This is a genomic window from Sodalis sp. RH19 (assembly GCF_047324215.1).
Lineage (GTDB): Bacteria > Pseudomonadota > Gammaproteobacteria > Enterobacterales > Enterobacteriaceae > Acerihabitans.
In genome coordinates, this window is sequence record NZ_CP178734.1 from 4,096,971 (window position 1) to 4,113,057 (window position 16,087).

Below are 16,087 nucleotides of genomic sequence, written 5' to 3' on the forward strand. Positions count from 1 at the left end.
GATGAGCGCGCTCCGTATTTAATTGCGCCGCCCGCTGGAAAAGATCGTCGCCGGTTATGGAAGTATTATCTTCCTTTAAATTATTAATCGATGAATAAGCAGAAATAAAAGCATTACTAATATTATTATGCAACAACCGTTCATGATGGCGTGAATGATTTGATGGTGGTATTGTATCGCTGACGCCGCTTACCATAATGGATACCTTTCCCCATGTCACCTGTTGCTTTGAGTATCTGCCGATAATGATGAGTTAATAAAATAAATTTAAAATATATACTAAATTAAAAAATTAAATTTTTTATCACTTATTCAATTCAATAATAATTATTTCTATATGCGAAAGATATAACACCGCCGCATTCAAGTTTGGCGAATAAAGAACATGCTTGAAAGATATTTATCGCTAAAGATATTTTTCTGTCCCGATGCGCCTGGCGCGCCCTATCGGTGCGGGTCGCCTCCTTGCGCCGCCCTGCTCCTATACTACATAGTCTAACCGGCGCCGGTAATGTCGCGCCTGGGTTCGTCGCCCGCCGGGCCTTCCGCCAGCGTCAGCACCGCCTCCAGATAAGCCCGGATCGCCGCCGCCACGTCCGCCATGGCGACCGCTTCATCGGGATGGTGGCTTATTCCCCGGTCGCAGCGCACGAACAGCATGCCCACCGGCCAGCGTTGCGCCACGGCAATGGCGTCATGACCGGCGCCGCTGGGCAATAACAGGCTTTTTTGCTGCACGGCCTGCACGCTGCCGGCCAGCACGGCTTGCAGGCGTCGATCGCAGGGCGTGGCGTCGATGCGGTAAAACTCCTCGCTGCCGAAGGCACAGGCGTGCTGCCCGGCGATAGCGGCGGCACAGTCCAGCAGGCCGGCAAGCAATGCCGCCAGCGCGCGGTCGTCGGGGCCGCGGACATCCAGCGTTAGCCGGACCTCGCCCGGGATCACGTTTACCGCGCCCGGCAGGCAGTGCAGCTCGCCCACCGTCGCCACCATCTCCGGGCCGTGGGCGGCGACGATATCGTTGATGCGCGCTATCCAGCGCGCGGCGGTATTCAGCGCGTCCGCGCGGTTTGCCATCGGCACGGTGCCCGCATGCCCGGCCGAGCCGGTAAAGCGGCAGTTCAGGCGCCTGGCGCCGTTAATGGCCGAGACCACGCCCAGCGCCAGTCCCGCATTTTCCAGGCAGGGCCCCTGCTCGATATGCAGTTCCAGGTAAGCGCTGAAGGCTGCTTTCTCCCGTTTGGCCCGGCCGATAAGCCCCGCATCCAGCCCGGCGGCGCGCAGCGCCTGGGCGACGCTTATCCCTTCGGCGTCCCGCCGCTCCAGCCAGTCCGGCGGCCAGGTGCCGGTAAGGCCCCGGCTGCCGAGCAGGGCGATGCCGAAGCGCGTGCCCTCCTCGTCGGCAAAAGCGATGACCTCAATCGCCATCGGCAACCGCAGCCGGTGCTGGTACAGGTAATGCACCACCTCCAGGGCGGTGAGCACGCCCAGCATACCGTCGTAGCGCCCCGCGTTGCGCACCGTATCCAGATGGGAACCGAGCAGGATGGCCGGCAGCGCCGGCTGCAACCCCTCGTAACGGCCGCACAGGTTGCCGACCTCGTCCTGCCAGACACGCATCCCTATCGCACGCATCCATGCGCCGACCTGCAGATTGGCGCGCAGATGTTCCGCAGAAAGATAGACCCGCGTCAGCTCGCCCGGCGTCGCGCTGATTTCCGCCAGCGTATCGCAGCGCGCCATCACCCTGAGCGCGGCGCTGCCGGCCAAATCCGCCGTCATTCTCGGTTGCGTCATTACACCTCCGCCGCGGCTGCGTAATGATCCCAGGCCGCCTGCGTGCCGGCGCCCTGCCCGCTGGCAAAACCCAGCCGGTTCAGCACCGCTTCCAGCGCGGCCAGGGTCTGCATCACGCAATCCTTGCGCGCGTTATAGCCCATGGTGCCGATACGCCAGATCTTGCCGTGCAGCGGGCCGAACGAAGTGCCGATTTCAATGGCGAAATCGTTCAGCAGCAGTTGCCGTACCTGTTCGCCGTTGATGCCGTCGGGTATCACCACTCCCAGCACATTATTCATTTTATGGCGTATATCGCCGAAGACGCCCAGCCCCATGGCCTGGATACCGGCCAGCATCGCCGCGCCGTGCAGTTCATGGCGGGCGATGGCGTTATCCAGCCCTTCCTGCAGCAGGATGCGCGCGCACTCGCGGGCGGCGAATAGCATGCTGGTGGCCTCGGTATGATGATTCAGCCGCTCCGGCCCCCAGTAATCCATGATCATGCCGAGATCAAAATAGTTGGAATAGATCATTTCATCATCGCCGTCCCGATGATCGGCGGTGCGGATCCCCTGCTCCACGCATTTGCGGCGGCGGATCTGCTCTTCAAAGCGCGGGCTCAACGTGACCGGCGCGCTGCCGGACGGGCCGCCGAGGCATTTCTGCAGGCCGGCGGATACCGCGTCCAGGCCCCAGGCGTCGGTGTCCAGACGGTTGCCGCCGAACGAGGCGGTGGCGTCGGTATAAAACAGCGCGCCGTAACGGCGGCAGATATCGCCCAGCTCCGCCAGCGGCTGCAGCATGGTGGTGGAGGTATCGCCCTGCACCGTCAGTAAAACACGCGGACGGATCCGTTTCACGGCGTCCTCGATTTGGCCGGGGCTGAAGACGTCTCCCCAGGGAACCTCAAGGGTGTGTACCTCGGCGCGGCAGCGGCGGGCGATTTCGCATAACAGATGGCCGAAGCGGCCGAATACCGGCACCAGGACCTTATCACCGGGCCGGATCACGGAAAGCAGCACCGCCTCGATGCCGGCGCGCGATGTGCCGTCTACCAGCAGGGTCCAGCGGTTGGCGGTGTTGAACAGCCGGCGGTACAACGCCATCACCTCGTTCATATAGCCGGTCATCGCCGGATCATACTGGCCGATAAGCTGGGCCGACATCGCCCTGAGCACGCGCGGATCGGCATTAATCGGCCCCGGCCCCATCAGCAGCCGGGCCGGCGGATTCATCTGGTCATAGCTCGCAATATCCAACATGATTTATCCTTCCGAGAACGCTATTAATCTATTTAGTAATACGCCAAGTAAGTCGGCAACGGGGAACCGCCTCACCGGTCCTGAACCCCGCTGCCCGCCGCGCCCAATCCAGGCGGCGGCAGGGATGCAGATCCTGGCGCCGGACAGCCAGGCCTAGGCGTCGCCGAGGCCCCGTACCGAGGCAATAAACTGTTTCAGTTCCGCCGTCCGCGGCCGGGCGAACAGTTCTCGGCTTGCGCCCTGCTCCCACACCGTGCCCTGGTGCATAAACACCACCCGGTCGCCGACTTCGCGGGCAAAGCTCATTTCATGGGTGACCAGGATCAGGGTCATGCCTTCGCCGGCCAGTTTTTCCAGCACTTTCAACACTTCCCCCACCAGTTCCGGATCCAGCGCCGAGGTGATCTCATCGCACAGCAGCACCTTGGGATCCATCGCCAGCGCGCGGGCGATGGCCACCCGCTGCTGCTGGCCGCCGGAAAGGCTGGCGGGGTGGTAATCCAACCGGTCGCCCAGGCCGACCTTGTCCAGCATCGATACCGCCAGTTCGCGGCATTCGGCCGCATTTTTCCCCAGCACCCGGCGCGGCGCCAGCATCACGTTTTGCAGCGCGGTCATATGCGGGAACAAATTGAAATTCTGGAACACCATCCCCACCGAACGACTGATTTCCCGCGCCTGGGCATCACGGTGGGTCACCGTCATGCCGCCCAGCTTAATGCTGCCCTCCTGATACTCTTCCAGGCCGTTGATGCAGCGCAGCAGGGTGCTTTTGCCGGAACCGCTGCGCCCGATAATCGACACCACCTCGCCGGCGTCGATATCCAGATCGATCCCCTTCAGCACATGGTTCTGGCCGTAATATTTCTGCACCTGGTTAATGGTTATCAGCGGCATGATACTTTTTCTCCAGATAATGGCTGAGGCGGGAAAGGGGATAACACATCAGGAAATACCCCAGCGCCACCAGGCCGAAGACTTTAAACGGCTGGAAGGTGACGTTGGTGAGCATGGTCCCCGCCTTGGTCAGCTCGACAAAACCGATGATGGACGCCAGCGCGGTGCCTTTAACCACCTGTACCGAAAACCCCACCGTCGGCGCAATGGCGATGCGGATGGCCTGCGGCGCCATGACCCGCAGCAGGGTCTGGCCGAAGCTTAAGCCCAGGCAGCGGGACGCTTCCCACTGTCCTTTCGGCAGGGCATCGATACTGCCGCACCAGATATCCACCAGGAACGCGCTGGTGAACAATGTCAATGCCAGCGCCGCCGCCAGCCAGGGGCTGACATCAATGCCGAACAGCGCCAGGCCGAAAAAGGCCAGGAACAGCTGCATCAGCAGCGGCGTGCCCTGGAACAGGTTACTGTAGGCGCGAACACCCTGCTTTAGCCAGCGCCGGCGCGACAGGCGCATCAACATCAGCGGCAGGGTCAACAGGCCGCCGCCGGCAAAGGCCACCAGCGACAACAGCAGCGTCCAGCGCGCGGCCAGCAGCAGGTTGCGCAGGATATCCCAGTCGGTAAACGACGTCATGCCCCTTCTCCGCCGAAGATCAGGCGCCCGGCCTGTAGCAATACCTGGCGCATCAGCAGCGACAGCATCAGATACATCAGCGTCACCACCAGGTACACCTCAAAACTCAGGAACGTGCGCGACTGGATAAGGCTGCCGGCAAACGTCAGTTCCTCATAAGACACCTGGGAAACCACCGACGATCCGAGCATCACGATCACGCACTGGCTCACCAGCGCGGGGTAGATGCGTTTTAATGCCGGTGGCAGCACCACCCGCAGGAAGACCTGGCCGCGCGACAGGCCGAGCACCCGGCCGGCCTCCCACTGCCCCTTCGGCGTGGCCTGGATGCCCGCGCGGATGATTTCCGTGCTGTAGGCGCCGAGATTCACCACCATCGCCAGCAGCGCCGCCTCGCCGGCGGTCATTTTCAGCCCCAGCGCCGGCAGGCCGAAGACGATAAAAAACAGCTGCACCACAAACGGCGTATTGCGGATAAGCTCCACATAGACGCCCCATAACCGGCCCGGCACGACATACCGGCCGCTGCGGATAGCCGCGCCGCACACGCCGAGGGTAATACCGCCCGCCGTGGCGGCGGTGGTCAGCATCAGGGTCACCCACAGCCCGGACAGCAGTTCGGGCGTATAGGGCCACAGGGCGGCGAAATTAAGCTGATAGGTCATGGGCGCGGCGTCCTCAGGCGCCCAAATCGGCCGGCAGCGGCGCTTTCATCCATTTTTCGGACAGACTGTTGAGGGTATTGTCTTTCAGCGCTTCGTCGATCAGGGCGTTAACCTTCTCCTTCAGCGCCGGCTCATCCTTGCGCAGGCCGACATAGCACGGCGAGTCCTTAAGCATAAATTTCGCCGCCGGCGCCTTGGCCGGGTTCTGGCGGGCAATGGCGCTCACCACCAGATTACCGGTCGCCACATACTGCACCTGGCCGGACATATAGGCCGACAGCGTGGTGTTGTTATCTTCATAACGCTTGATCTGGGCATCCTTCGGCGCCAGATCGGTCAGCACCATATCCTCCACCGCGCCGCGGGCCACCCACACCGTTTTGCCGGCCAGTTCCGCCGGCGCTTTCAGCCCGTCGTCCTTCGGCCCGAAGACGCCGAGGAAAAACGGCGCGTAAGCGCGGCTGAAATCAATGGTTTTTTCGCGCTCGGCGTTTTTACCCAAACTGGAAATCACCAGATCGACCTTGTCCGTTTGCAAATAAGGCACCCGGTTGGCGCTGGTCACCGGCACCAACTGCAATTTCAGCTTCATCTTGTCGGCCAGGTAACGCGCCATGTCGATATCGTAGCCCTGGGGCTGCAGATCGGTGCCGACCGACCCAAAAGGGGGGAAGTCCTGTGGAATGGCGACCCGCAGCACGCCGCGCTGCTGGATTTGCTGTAACTGATCGGCCAGGGCCGCCCCCGCCTGGGTAAACAACAGGACCGCGCCCGCCAGGGCTATAAGCTGTTTTCTGATTTGCATACCGGGTTCCCAAGATGAAGTAATGAAACAAATGATTCTCAGGCTAATTATCTGCAACTAATGTGCCAAATGAAACCATTGATTCACGCCGGGGAACACCGGGGGGAAACATCAGGCCAGCCCCGCCATAAGCGGGGTTATGCTAACGGGAATGGCAAAGCCTTGGCCCTGCGGCGGGAAAATAACGCACCCATAAAGTGCAAGCGCACCGCTATGTCGCGCTGTTTTTTTATGAACCCCGGGGTTCAAGCTCATCCAGTTCGCCATACCCATCGGCGATACTGTGGATGCGCGCCCGTCCCTGGGCCAGGGTATGATGCAGCAATGCGTTGCTGATAAGGTTCGCCAGGCTCATGGCAGACGAGTAGGAATCAAACGCCGATACGCTGTCAAGCGTTGCGGCGATATGCCAGCGCGCCAGCGGAATCAGCGCCTGCGCCTGGGGCTCGCTTATCAGCAGCACCGGCACGGCGTTATTTTTAAGCTGCAATAATAACGGCCGGATTTGCGGCGTGCGCCGGCGAAACGCCACCACCACCACCATATCCTCGGCGGTCAGATCCACTATTTCTTCGGCCAGCGTCTGCCCCGGCTGCGGCAGCAGGCTCACCCGCCCGCGCACCTGCAGCAGTTGCTGGCGCAGGTGCATCGCCACCGGATAGCTGTTGCGCAAGCCCACCAGGCACAGACGCCGGGCATTATCCATCGCCGTTATCACCGCGGAAAACTGCGCGCCGTCCAGCCGGTTGACCCAGTAGGTCAGGTTAGCCATTTCCTGTTTGTAATGCCGTGACAACAGCGTGTTGCCCTGGACCGCGTCGCGGCTATCGGTTAACGGCATCCCGCTTTGGCGCAACACCCGCAGTTCGTCGCGCATCTGGCGATAGTTATCATAACCCAGGCGTTTGAACAGCCGGCTGACGGTCGCCTTGGAGACGCCGCTTAAACGCGACAGCTCCGCGCTGTTATAACTGATCAGATCGTCGAAATGATCGAGGATAAACGCGGCGACCCGCTGTTCCTGCGGTGAAAGCTGCGCATAAGCGGCGCGCAGGCGCTCATCGAATTGCTTCATATCTCCTTCCCGGCTGCAACCTTTGTTTCATATTACCCTAGCATATCCTGCCGCGGCGCAGGCAAATGAATCCGGCGGCGCGGGTTGGAACGCCTCTTGCTTAACTGTTGCCAGCCTCCGCCCGTTAACAAGAGATATTGACCACGATGAACAACAGTTCCATGGCGCCGATGGGCATGGCGGTAACGCCGCATCATCTTGCCAGTGAAAGCGCGCTGGCCGTCCTGCGCGCGGGCGGCAACGCCATTGAAGCGATGGTGGCCGCCGCCGCGTCCATCGCGGTGGTCTACCCGCATATGAACGGCCTGGGCGGCGATGGTTTCTGGCTTATCGTGCCGCCGCGCGGCGAGCCGGTCGCCATCGATGCCGGCGGCCCGGCGGGTTCGCTGGCGACCTTCGATTTTTACCGGGATGAGGCGCTTATCCCCCATCGCGGCGCGATGTCGGCGCTGACGGTGGCGGGCACGGTGGCCGGCTGGGCTGAGGCGCTGTCGCTCTCGGCGGAAATGGGCTACCCGCGGCTGCCGCTATCAAGCCTGCTCGCGGACGCCATCCGTTATGCCGCCGACGGCATGCCGGTTTCCCTGTCGCAGGAACAGGCTTCCCGCGCCAAATTCTCCGAACTGGCGGGCCGGGCGGATTTTGCCCGGGTGTTTTTTCCCCATCGGGAGATTCCGCTGGCCGGCAGCCGCTTTACCCAGCCGCGGCTCGCCGAAACCCTTATCGCCCTGGCGGAGCAGGGACTGGACAGTTTTTACCGCGGCCCGGTAGCCGCCGGCATGGCCCAGGAAATGAAGGCGATCGGCATGCCGGTCACCGCCGCGGATTTGGCCGCTTACCGCGCCAGACGGCGCGCCCCGCTGCGCCTGGCGCACGGCAAAGGCGAGCTGTTTAACCTGGCGCCACCCACCCAGGGCCTGGTGTCGCTGGCCATCCTCGGCATTACCGATCGCCTGTCCATGGCCGCGCAGTCTGAAACCCAGACCATCCATCGCATCGTCGAGGCCACCAAGCTGGCGTTCGCGCTGCGCGATGAAGTTATCACCGACCCGGCGTACCTGGCCTGCGATCCTGACGCCCTGCTGGCGCCCGCTTTCCTGGACGGCCTGGCGCGCCGGGTGGACGCCGAACGCGCCGCGCCCTGGGGCAGTATGCTGGCGCCGGGGGATACGGTATGGATGGGCACGGTGGACAGCAGCGGGCTGGCGGTGTCCTTTATCCAGAGCATTTACCACGAATTCGGCAGCGGCGTGGTGCTGCCGAAAAGCGGTATATTGTGGCAAAACCGCGGCGCCGCCTTTAGCCTGGAGCCCGGGCATTTGCGGGCGCTGGCGCCGGGCAAATATCCGTTCCATACGCTTAATCCGGCCGCCGCAAAGCTGCATGACGGCCGGGTCATGGTCTACGGCGCCATGGGCGGGGACGGCCAGCCGCAGACCCAGGCGGCGATATTTACCCGCCATATCATGCAGGGCATGCCGTTGCAGCAAGCCGTCAACGCGCCCCGCTGGCTGCTGGGGCGGACCTGGGGGCAGGCCACCGATACCCTGAAACTCGAAGGGCGTTTTAGCGGCGCCACCTTTGACGCCCTGCGCGCGCTCGGCCACGAGGTGGAGTCCCTGCCGGATTTCAGCGAAGCGGTCGGACACGCCGGCGCGATAGTGCGCCATACCAACGGGATGCTGGAGGGCGCGTTTGACCCGCGCAGCAACGGCAGCGCCGCCGGATTTTAGTGTTAGCAAAACCTGGAGAACCTGATGGATAAGCCCTTGATTCCGACCGATGCGGTACCCATGGTTTCCGTACCGGGCGATTCAGCGCCCGGCGACTCAATGCCAAACGATTCCCCGCCTGGCGATGCCGTTCCCATCGATTGCGCGGCCTATATCCGCCAGATGGAAAGCGTGCTGGCGCTTAAGCTTGATGACGCCAGGCGCGCGGAGCTGCTGGCGCAGTTTGAGCGCATCGCCGCCATGGCGGCGCCACTGATGGCCTTTCCGCTGGATGACCGGCTGGACGTGGCGGGAGTGTACAAGGCATGAACATCACCACCCTGGCGTCATTATCGATAGCCGAGATCACCGCCCTGCTGGCCGGGGGCGAGGTATCGGCCCGTGAGATCGCCCGCGCCGTCCTGGACGCCATCGACGCCGCCAATCCGGCGCTGAACGCCTGGACCCGGGTCACGACGCAGAGAATGTTAAGCGAAGCCGACGCCCTGGACGCGCTGCGCCGTGCCGGCTCCCCCCCTGCCGCCGCTGGCGGGCGTCCCCTATGGCGTAAAAAACCTGTTTGACGTGGCGGGCGAAACCACCCTGGCCGGCGCCAGCCTGTACAGCGATCGCGCCGCGGCGCAGCGGGACGCCTGGGCGGTGGCCAAACTGGCCGGCAGCGGCGCCCTGCTGTCCGGCATGCTGAATATGGATGCCTACGCCTATGGTTTTACCACCGAGAACAGCCATTATGGCGCCACCCGCAATCCACGCGACCCGGCGCGCATCGCCGGCGGCTCCTCCGGCGGGTCGGCCGCCGCGGTGGCCGCCGGGCTGGTAAAGTTTTCCCTGGGCAGCGATACCAACGGTTCCATCCGGGTGCCGTCGTCACTGTGCGGCATCCTGGGCTTAAAACCCACCTTTGGCCGGCTGTCGCGCGGCGGTACGCATTCATTTGTCGCCAGTCTGGATCATATCGGGCCGATGGCGCTGTGCTGTGAAGATCTCAGCGCGGTCTATGACGCGTTGCAGGGCATTGACCCCGGGGACGGGTTCCAGGCCGACCGGCCGGTCAGCCCGACGCTGCCGCTGCTGGACCGGGGACAGGAGGGGCTGCGCTGCGCGGTGCTGGGCGGGTATTTCCGCGCTTGGTGCGACGCGGATGCCGCCAGGGCGCTGGACACCGTCGCCCGGGCGCTGGGCGCGGACGAAGAGGTGATGTTCCCCGAGGCGGCGCTCGCCCGCTCGGCGGCCTTTATCCTCAGCGCGTCGGAGGGAGGCAACCGTTACCTGCCGGCGTTGCGGCGGGAACCGCACCGCTTTGAGCCGCTGTCGCGCGAGCGCCTGCTAGCCGGCGCGATGCTCCCTTCCGCGTGGTATATCCAGGCGCAGCGTTTTCGCCGCTATTTGCAGGAGCGCATCCAGCCGCTATTCGCCCACTGGGATATTTTGCTGGCGCCGGCCACGCCCTGCTGCGCCACGCTTATCGGCCAGGACACGTTTACCGTTAATGGCCAGGCGCTGCCGGTGCGCGCCAGCATGGGCATGCTGACCCAGCCGGTGTCGTTTCTGGGTCTGCCGGTGGTGACCGTACCGCTCACCATCGCGGGCGGGATGCCGATCGGCGTGCAGCTGATCGCCGCGCCGTGGCGTGAGGATCTCTGCCTGCGCGCCGCGCGGGCGCTGGAGCAAAGCGGCGTGGTAGCGGCGACCGCCGCCTGCCAAAAAGCGGCCTGACGGCTGACGACGCAGGCCACGGCGGGCAACGTTAAATGCCGGGTTTTACGGGCTGGTCTACAGGTTCAGCCCGTTAAAATGGCCGCTGATCTCTTTTGGCAGCGGATAATCCAGATCGCCGTATTTGCTGGTGGACAATCCCATGGCGTACAGGGATTCAATCAGCTTAATGGCGGCGCTGACGCCGTCTATCACCGGCAGTTGCAGTTCCCCGGTCAGCTCCTGCGCCAGGTCGGCCATTCCGGCGCAGCCCAGTATAATGGCGCCGATACCGTCTTCCCGCTTGGCCCGGATGCAATGCTCCCGCACCTGCTGCTGCGCCAGCCCCGAATGATCCTCCAGCGCCAGCACCGGTAAATCAATGGCGCGCAGCCGGGAACAGTGCCGCTCGAAACCGTAGCTGTGCAATAGCTGGCGGGCGATAACCAGCGTGCGCGGCAGGGTGGTGACCACCGAAAAACGGGTCGCCACCAGGGTCGCCATATGCATCGCCGCCTCGGCAATGCCGACCACCGGCGCGCCGGCCAGTTCCCGCGCCGCCAGCAGGCCCGGATCGCCGAAGCAGGCGATGACATGCCCGTTCATCCCCTGTTCGCGGCCCTGTTTCACCCGTTGCAGCACGCCCATGGTCGCCACCGCTTCGTCGAAATGCCCTTCCACCGACGACACGCCCTCCGCCGGACAGACCGCGACGATATCGGTGCCCGGCGCGGCAACGCGCCGCGCGGCCGCCTGGATCCGCTCGGTCATGGCAACGCTGGTGTTGGGATTGATTAATTGTATACGACAAGCGGCCATTATCGCGGCTCCTTTCTACCTGTGCCTGCACCGAATATACGGCGATGGTTATCCGGTTACGCCCGGGCGGGCGGCCAGATTTCTGTGCCGCCCGGGGCCGGAACCGGGCAAGTACTACCCTTTTACCGCCGGCGAGAATAAGCGCGCAAAGTCCGGCGTGGTTTCGCCGCTGCGCTCGAAATGAAGATTCGCCAGGATATCGTCGAAATGCTGTTCCATCTGCCGCACCAGCGATGGGGTATCCCCCGCCTTTAACACCGCGACCAGCTGCTGGTGATCATGGCAGCGGCAACCCTGCTGCCACGGCGCGCCATAAGCGGCAATCACCAGCGAGGAGCGCAGGGTGAGCTGCGAGACCATTTGCGTCAGCACCTCGTTGCCGGAAATCGCCTGCAGCTGCACATGGAACAGCGCGGAAAGACGAATCGCGGTGGCGCCGTCCCGCTCTTCATGCGCCCTCGCCTCCCCGGCCAGCAGATCCTCCAGCGCGCTGATATGCACCGCCTCGCAGTGTGCCGCCACCTGCGGTAAATTCGCGCACTCCAGCATGCGGCGGGTCAGCAGGACATGACGCGCCTCATCCACCCCCGGGGTGATCACCTGCGCACCACGCTTGGGCGTAAGCCGGATCAAATGCACTGCGGCAAGGCGCTGCAGCACTTTGCGAATGCCGGTACGGCTGATGCCGAAGGCCGCCGCCAGCGCTTCCTCCGGCAATTTGCTGCCGGGCGGCAGCTGATGCTCGACGATGGCTTTGACTATAGCGTGATAAATCTCATCGTCCTTATCCTGCGAAAAAACAGTACTTTTCAGGCCGTACCAACTGGACATTCACCGCTCCTGTATACGATAGAGATCTATTTCCGTATACCAAAATTAAAAATTAAGTATACACATTTTGTCGCATTGGCCTGGATCCTGCAAATCATTCCTCAGTACCGACATCCAAGGGTAGTGATAAGAGGAGCACATTTCATGCCAAACACTCATCAGGTAAGCGATAGCATTGGATCCACCGATCACAGCCGTTACAGCCCCAAGCTCTGCAACGAGGATTTAGCCCCTACCCGCCAGCAGGACTGGAGCTGGTACAATATTTTTTCATTCTGGATGTCGGACGTGCACAGCATGGGCGGCTACGTGGTGGCCGCCAGCTTTTTCACCCTGGGACTGGCGAGCTGGCAGGTATTGTTATGCCTGCTGCTCGGCATTTGCATCGTGCAAATCTGCGCCAACCTGGTGGCGAAACCCAGCCAGATGGCCGGCGTGCCCTACGCGGTGATCTGCCGCCAGGCGTTCGGCGTATTCGGCGCCAATATCCCGGCGGTGATCCGCGGGCTTATCGCCTTTGCCTGGTACGGCATCCAGACCTATCTGGCGGCGAACGCCCTGATGCTGGTATTGCTGAAATTCGTGCCGTCATTACAGGCGCTGACGCAAAGCCACTGGCTGGGGCTTTCCACGCTGGGATGGCTCTGTTTTGGCGTGATGTGGCTGCTCCAGGCGATGGTGTTCTGGCACGGCATGAACGCCATCAAGAAGTTTATCGATTTTGCCGGACCGGCGGTCTACGTGGTGATGCTGGCGCTGGCCGGCTGGATCCTGTTCCAGACCGGGATAAGCAATATCTCCTTTACCCTGAGCAGCAAAGCGCTGACCCCGGGCCAGCAGGCCTGGGAAATGCTCACCGCGGTGGCGTTGGTGGTCTCCTATTTTTCGGGACCGCTGCTGAACTTCGGCGATTTCTCCCGCTACGGTAAAAGCATGGATGAAATCCGCCGGGGCAACCGCTGGGGCCTGCCGTTCAATTTCCTGCTGTTTTCCATTGTCACCGTGGTCATCGTCTCCGGTACCCAGAGTCTGTTCGGCCAGATGATTACCGATCCGATTGAAACCGTCAGCCGGGTCGGCAGCAGCGTGGCGGTGGCATTGGGCCTGCTGACCATGATTATCGCGACGATAGGCATTAATATCGTGGCGAACTTTGTCTCGCCGGCATTCGATTTTTCCAACTGTTCGCCGCAGAAAATCAGCTTTCGCACCGGCGGCATGATCGCGGCGGTGGGCTCGGTATTGCTGACGCCGTGGAATCTGTTCCAGTCGCCGGAGCTTATCCATTACACGCTGGACGTGCTGGGCGCGTTTATCGGCCCGCTGTTCGGGATCCTGATCGCCGACTTCTATTTTATCAAGCGCGGCAAGGTATGGGTGGACGACCTGTTCAACGCCACGCCGTCCGGCCGTTATTGGTATAATAATGGTTTTAACCCCAAGGCGATCATGGCCCTGGCGCCGGCGGTGCTGATAGGGCTGGCGATAAGCTTTACCCCCGGCCTGCATCAGGTGGCGAACTTCAGCTGGTTTATCGGCGTCTTTCTGGGCGCCGGCTGCTATCGCTATCTGGCGCGGCGCGATATCGTCGCCAGCGCCGGCATGCATTACGCGGGCCTGGCGCCGGCGCCGAAAGAATAGGCTTTAGCCCTGGCACCGCCCCGGGTGTCCGGGGCTGATGCTGCGCGGCGGATGATTATAAATTGTGGTGATGCTAATCCGCGTGACAGGGCCGCACAAAACGCTGTTCCATCACTTCCCGGCCCCATTGCCGGCCGGGAGACGCCTCGGCCAGGACAAAACCCTGTGACTCATAAAGACGCCGCGCCGCATCCAGCCCGCTGAAAGTCCACAGCTGGGTGGCGGTAAAAGCCCGGCGGTCGCAGAACGCCAGCGCTTCTTGCAGCAAACGCCGGCCGATACCCGCCCCGTGCAGGCCCTCTTCCACGATAAACCAGCGCAAATGTGCCTGCCGCCCGGGCAGATCCTCGCCGTCAATGGCGACCGAACCCACGATCCGCCCGCTGTCGACGGCGGTCCATAATTGGTTGTCAGGGTGGGCCAGCCTGGCGGTAAATTCAGCCAAACCGCTGGCTACCTTGGCTTCAAAAAACTGGCCGAACCCCGTATGACGGGAATAAAAATGCGCATGCATTTGTACGATGCGGCCGATAACGGCGGGCTGATAACCCGTATCTATACGCACCGGCGCGGCGATCTGCGCTGGCGCCTGGCCATGGGACGTCAGGGCTTGGGCATAAAGAGCCAAACCCCGGGCAACCGCCTGCCGCTCCGCTTGCTGCATGCGTTCCATTGCCGCCCTTACTTGTTGCCGCGCAAACGCCTCAATAACGGCCCGGGTGCGCTGGCCCGCCGCGGTTAAGGCCAGGAGTTTGACGCGCCCATCGACGGCGCTGGCGGTTTCTTTCACTTCCCCGGCGTTAATCAGCTTACGCACCATGCGGCTGACGCTGGACTTTTCCAGGCCCAGCAGCTCAGTGAGCTGCGCCGCCGTCATATCGCCCCGCGCGCCAATTTCCACCATGGCATGCACAGCCGAAGGCGGATAGTCGGTTGCAGCCAGGGTTGATTGCATAAACCCCAGTTTACGCACCATCTGGCGCGAGGCCGCGCGAATGCCGTCAACCAGCGGCAGATCATCCTCTGTCATGCAAATTGCCCATATAGTTGTATTATGCAACTTACTATAGGGCCGAATCCGGCATCCTGTCGAGGCCTGGACGCGATGTAACGGCGGGGACATAGAGGGTCATCACATAATAAGATCGGCAATAACGGTATCCGCGGGGCCGGAACCATCACTCCGTCGGTGCCCCGCGCGTCCGGTGTGTGAGGCCGTGATATCATGGCCGCCCGGGGCCGGCATTTCCCTCAATGGGCTGTAAGACACCCCAAGCCCATCAGCGTTGTTTCCACCGCCAGCTCCAGCGGCGTATGGGGTTCGCTGCCCAGCATCGCCTGCAGGCGGCTGTTATCCAGCCTAACCGGCTGGCGCCAGAGATAACGCATTTCCTGCAGTTCACGCAGGGTGGGCACCACCGGCGCCAACAGCGAGGTAAGCCACCACGGAAAAGCGCGCAACGCTGGCTGCCCGCCGTGGCGCATGACCACGCGGCGAATAGCGTGCGCCATTTGCATGCCGTCATCATCCCAGTGCCCCGCCATATGGAAGGTGCTGAAAGGCGATAATGTCTCACGCCGGGCCAGCAACGCCGCCATCGTCTCGGCGATGTCCGGCAGATAACACCACTGATGGCCGATACCGGCCTTCCCGGGGCTATTGATCACCTTCACCGCCCGTCCCGGTTTGATCACGCCTTGCGAGAACCAGGTATTGCCCGCTCGTGGGCCAAAAAAATCCCCGGCCCGCACCACGATGGCCCGCGCCCCCCGATCGGCCGCCGCCTGCAAACGCCGTTCAAGCTCGACGCGAATGGCGCCCTTACGGGTCAGCGGATGCTGCGGGGCATCTTCATTCAGCAATGGAAAAGCATCCGGTCCATAATTGTAAACCGTGCCCGGCAGCATAATGGTGGCGTTTTCGGCGACGGCGGCGCGGATGCTATTGTCGATCATCGGCAGCACCAGCTCTGCCCAGCGTCGGTAGCCCGGCGGATTAACGGCATGGACAATCACGCCGCACCCCCGCGCCGCGCGCATCACATCCCCGGGGTTCATCGCGTCGCCGCGCAGCCAGTGGATGCCGTCCCGGTATTCGCCGGCGGCCGGCGCCTGCCGGTAAAGCGCCCGCACCTGCCAGCCGGCGTGATGCAATTTGCGCGCTGCTTCGCCGCCAATGCCGCCAGTCGCGCCAAGGACCAAAGCCGTATGCGCCGGATTGTCCGTTATGTTCATCGCATTTCTCCCC

14 protein-coding genes and 1 pseudogene are annotated in these 16,087 nt (G+C 62.5%); 4 read left to right on the forward strand and 11 right to left on the reverse strand.

Annotated features, from left to right (window positions below):
* Positions 1 to 495: 495 nt before the first annotated feature.
* From hpxK to ACL2XF_RS18550, 7 genes are all read right to left on the reverse strand, one after another.
* Positions 496 to 1,797, reverse strand: coding sequence for an allantoate amidohydrolase (gene hpxK, locus ACL2XF_RS18520; protein WP_413727316.1), 1,302 nt, complete (start codon positions 1,795 to 1,797; stop codon positions 496 to 498).
* Positions 1,797 to 3,041: a pyridoxal-phosphate-dependent aminotransferase family protein gene (locus ACL2XF_RS18525; protein ID WP_413727317.1), complete on the reverse strand. Its 1,245-nt coding sequence runs from the start codon at positions 3,039 to 3,041 to the stop codon at positions 1,797 to 1,799. The genes hpxK and ACL2XF_RS18525 overlap by 1 nt, the downstream gene beginning before the upstream one ends.
* 153 nt (positions 3,042 to 3,194) lie before the next feature.
* The gene (locus ACL2XF_RS18530) at positions 3,195 to 3,938 is read right to left on the reverse strand and encodes an amino acid ABC transporter ATP-binding protein (protein WP_410012495.1); all 744 of its coding nucleotides are present in this window, start codon (positions 3,936 to 3,938) and stop codon (positions 3,195 to 3,197) included.
* Positions 3,919 to 4,575, reverse strand: a complete 657-nt coding sequence (locus ACL2XF_RS18535) for an amino acid ABC transporter permease (RefSeq protein ID WP_410012496.1) — start codon at positions 4,573 to 4,575, stop codon at positions 3,919 to 3,921. Before ACL2XF_RS18535 ends, ACL2XF_RS18530 begins: the two co-directional genes overlap by 20 nt.
* Positions 4,572 to 5,240, reverse strand: coding sequence for an amino acid ABC transporter permease (locus ACL2XF_RS18540; RefSeq protein WP_413727318.1), 669 nt, complete (start codon positions 5,238 to 5,240; stop codon positions 4,572 to 4,574). Before ACL2XF_RS18540 ends, ACL2XF_RS18535 begins: the two co-directional genes overlap by 4 nt.
* A gap of 13 nt (positions 5,241 to 5,253) precedes the next feature.
* Complete coding sequence (locus tag ACL2XF_RS18545) at positions 5,254 to 6,045, reverse strand: transporter substrate-binding domain-containing protein (protein WP_413727319.1); 792 nt, start codon at positions 6,043 to 6,045, stop codon at positions 5,254 to 5,256.
* A 229-nt stretch (positions 6,046 to 6,274) separates the two neighbouring features.
* Positions 6,275 to 7,120, reverse strand: a complete 846-nt coding sequence (locus ACL2XF_RS18550) for a MurR/RpiR family transcriptional regulator (RefSeq protein ID WP_410012499.1) — start codon at positions 7,118 to 7,120, stop codon at positions 6,275 to 6,277.
* A 146-nt stretch (positions 7,121 to 7,266) separates the two neighbouring features.
* Here ACL2XF_RS18550 and ACL2XF_RS18555 point away from each other — a divergent pair, with 146 nt between their 5' ends.
* The 3 genes and pseudogenes from ACL2XF_RS18555 to ACL2XF_RS18565 all read left to right on the forward strand — a co-directional run bounded on the left by ACL2XF_RS18555 (position 7,267) and on the right by ACL2XF_RS18565 (position 10,569).
* Positions 7,267 to 8,853 carry a gamma-glutamyltransferase family protein gene (locus ACL2XF_RS18555; protein ID WP_413727320.1) on the forward strand — a complete coding sequence of 529 codons (1,587 nt, stop codon included), beginning with the start codon at positions 7,267 to 7,269 and terminating at the stop codon, positions 8,851 to 8,853.
* A gap of 99 nt (positions 8,854 to 8,952) precedes the next feature.
* Positions 8,953 to 9,162: an oxalurate catabolism protein HpxX gene (hpxX, locus tag ACL2XF_RS18560; RefSeq protein WP_413721923.1), complete on the forward strand. Its 210-nt coding sequence runs from the start codon at positions 8,953 to 8,955 to the stop codon at positions 9,160 to 9,162.
* Positions 9,159 to 10,569: pseudogene (locus tag ACL2XF_RS18565) on the forward strand (AtzE family amidohydrolase). Before hpxX ends, ACL2XF_RS18565 begins: the two are co-directional and overlap by 4 nt.
* 57 nt (positions 10,570 to 10,626) lie before the next feature.
* Here ACL2XF_RS18565 and ACL2XF_RS18570 read toward each other — a convergent pair.
* Together ACL2XF_RS18570 and ACL2XF_RS18575 are read right to left on the reverse strand one after the other, a co-directional pair.
* On the reverse strand, positions 10,627 to 11,367 hold the full coding sequence (locus tag ACL2XF_RS18570) for an aspartate/glutamate racemase family protein (protein ID WP_413721921.1): 741 nt from the start codon (positions 11,365 to 11,367) through the stop codon (positions 10,627 to 10,629).
* Between the two features lie 114 nt (positions 11,368 to 11,481).
* Positions 11,482 to 12,198, reverse strand: a complete 717-nt coding sequence (locus ACL2XF_RS18575; protein ID WP_410012503.1) for a GntR family transcriptional regulator — start codon at positions 12,196 to 12,198, stop codon at positions 11,482 to 11,484.
* Between the two features lie 144 nt (positions 12,199 to 12,342).
* On the opposite strand from ACL2XF_RS18575, the gene ACL2XF_RS18580 reads away from it, so the two are divergent.
* The gene (locus ACL2XF_RS18580) at positions 12,343 to 13,839 is read left to right on the forward strand and encodes an NCS1 family nucleobase:cation symporter-1 (RefSeq protein ID WP_410012504.1); all 1,497 of its coding nucleotides are present in this window, start codon (positions 12,343 to 12,345) and stop codon (positions 13,837 to 13,839) included.
* Between the two features lie 73 nt (positions 13,840 to 13,912).
* Here ACL2XF_RS18580 and ACL2XF_RS18585 read toward each other — a convergent pair whose 3' ends face one another.
* Positions 13,913 to 14,869, reverse strand: coding sequence for a GNAT family N-acetyltransferase (locus ACL2XF_RS18585; RefSeq protein WP_410012505.1), 957 nt, complete (start codon positions 14,867 to 14,869; stop codon positions 13,913 to 13,915).
* Between the two features lie 221 nt (positions 14,870 to 15,090).
* The gene (locus tag ACL2XF_RS18590; protein WP_410012506.1) at positions 15,091 to 16,074 is read right to left on the reverse strand and encodes an NAD-dependent epimerase/dehydratase family protein; all 984 of its coding nucleotides are present in this window, start codon (positions 16,072 to 16,074) and stop codon (positions 15,091 to 15,093) included.
* Positions 16,075 to 16,087: the final 13 nt, after the last annotated feature.

Excerpts from the sequence above, each read along its gene's own strand:
- ACL2XF_RS18590 (WP_410012506.1), bottom strand. The coding sequence starts at position 16,074 with ATGAACATAACGGACAATCCGGCGCATACGGCTTTGGTCCTTGGCGCG.
- ACL2XF_RS18545 (WP_413727319.1), bottom strand. The coding sequence starts at position 6,045 with ATGCAAATCAGAAAACAGCTTATAGCCCTGGCGGGCGCGGTCCTGTTG.
- ACL2XF_RS18575 (WP_410012503.1), bottom strand. The coding sequence starts at position 12,198 with ATGTCCAGTTGGTACGGCCTGAAAAGTACTGTTTTTTCGCAGGATAAG.
- ACL2XF_RS18525 (WP_413727317.1), bottom strand. The coding sequence starts at position 3,041 with ATGTTGGATATTGCGAGCTATGACCAGATGAATCCGCCGGCCCGGCTG.
- ACL2XF_RS18535 (WP_410012496.1), bottom strand. The coding sequence starts at position 4,575 with ATGACGTCGTTTACCGACTGGGATATCCTGCGCAACCTGCTGCTGGCC.
- ACL2XF_RS18570 (WP_413721921.1), bottom strand. The coding sequence starts at position 11,367 with ATGGCCGCTTGTCGTATACAATTAATCAATCCCAACACCAGCGTTGCC.
- hpxK (WP_413727316.1), bottom strand. The coding sequence starts at position 1,797 with ATGACGCAACCGAGAATGACGGCGGATTTGGCCGGCAGCGCCGCGCTC.
- ACL2XF_RS18585 (WP_410012505.1), bottom strand. The coding sequence starts at position 14,869 with ATGACAGAGGATGATCTGCCGCTGGTTGACGGCATTCGCGCGGCCTCG.
- ACL2XF_RS18580 (WP_410012504.1), top strand. The coding sequence starts at position 12,343 with ATGCCAAACACTCATCAGGTAAGCGATAGCATTGGATCCACCGATCAC.
- ACL2XF_RS18550 (WP_410012499.1), bottom strand. The coding sequence starts at position 7,120 with ATGAAGCAATTCGATGAGCGCCTGCGCGCCGCTTATGCGCAGCTTTCA.
- ACL2XF_RS18540 (WP_413727318.1), bottom strand. The coding sequence starts at position 5,240 with ATGACCTATCAGCTTAATTTCGCCGCCCTGTGGCCCTATACGCCCGAA.
- hpxX (WP_413721923.1), top strand. The coding sequence starts at position 8,953 with ATGCCAAACGATTCCCCGCCTGGCGATGCCGTTCCCATCGATTGCGCG.
- ACL2XF_RS18530 (WP_410012495.1), bottom strand. The coding sequence starts at position 3,938 with ATGCCGCTGATAACCATTAACCAGGTGCAGAAATATTACGGCCAGAAC.
- ACL2XF_RS18555 (WP_413727320.1), top strand. The coding sequence starts at position 7,267 with ATGAACAACAGTTCCATGGCGCCGATGGGCATGGCGGTAACGCCGCAT.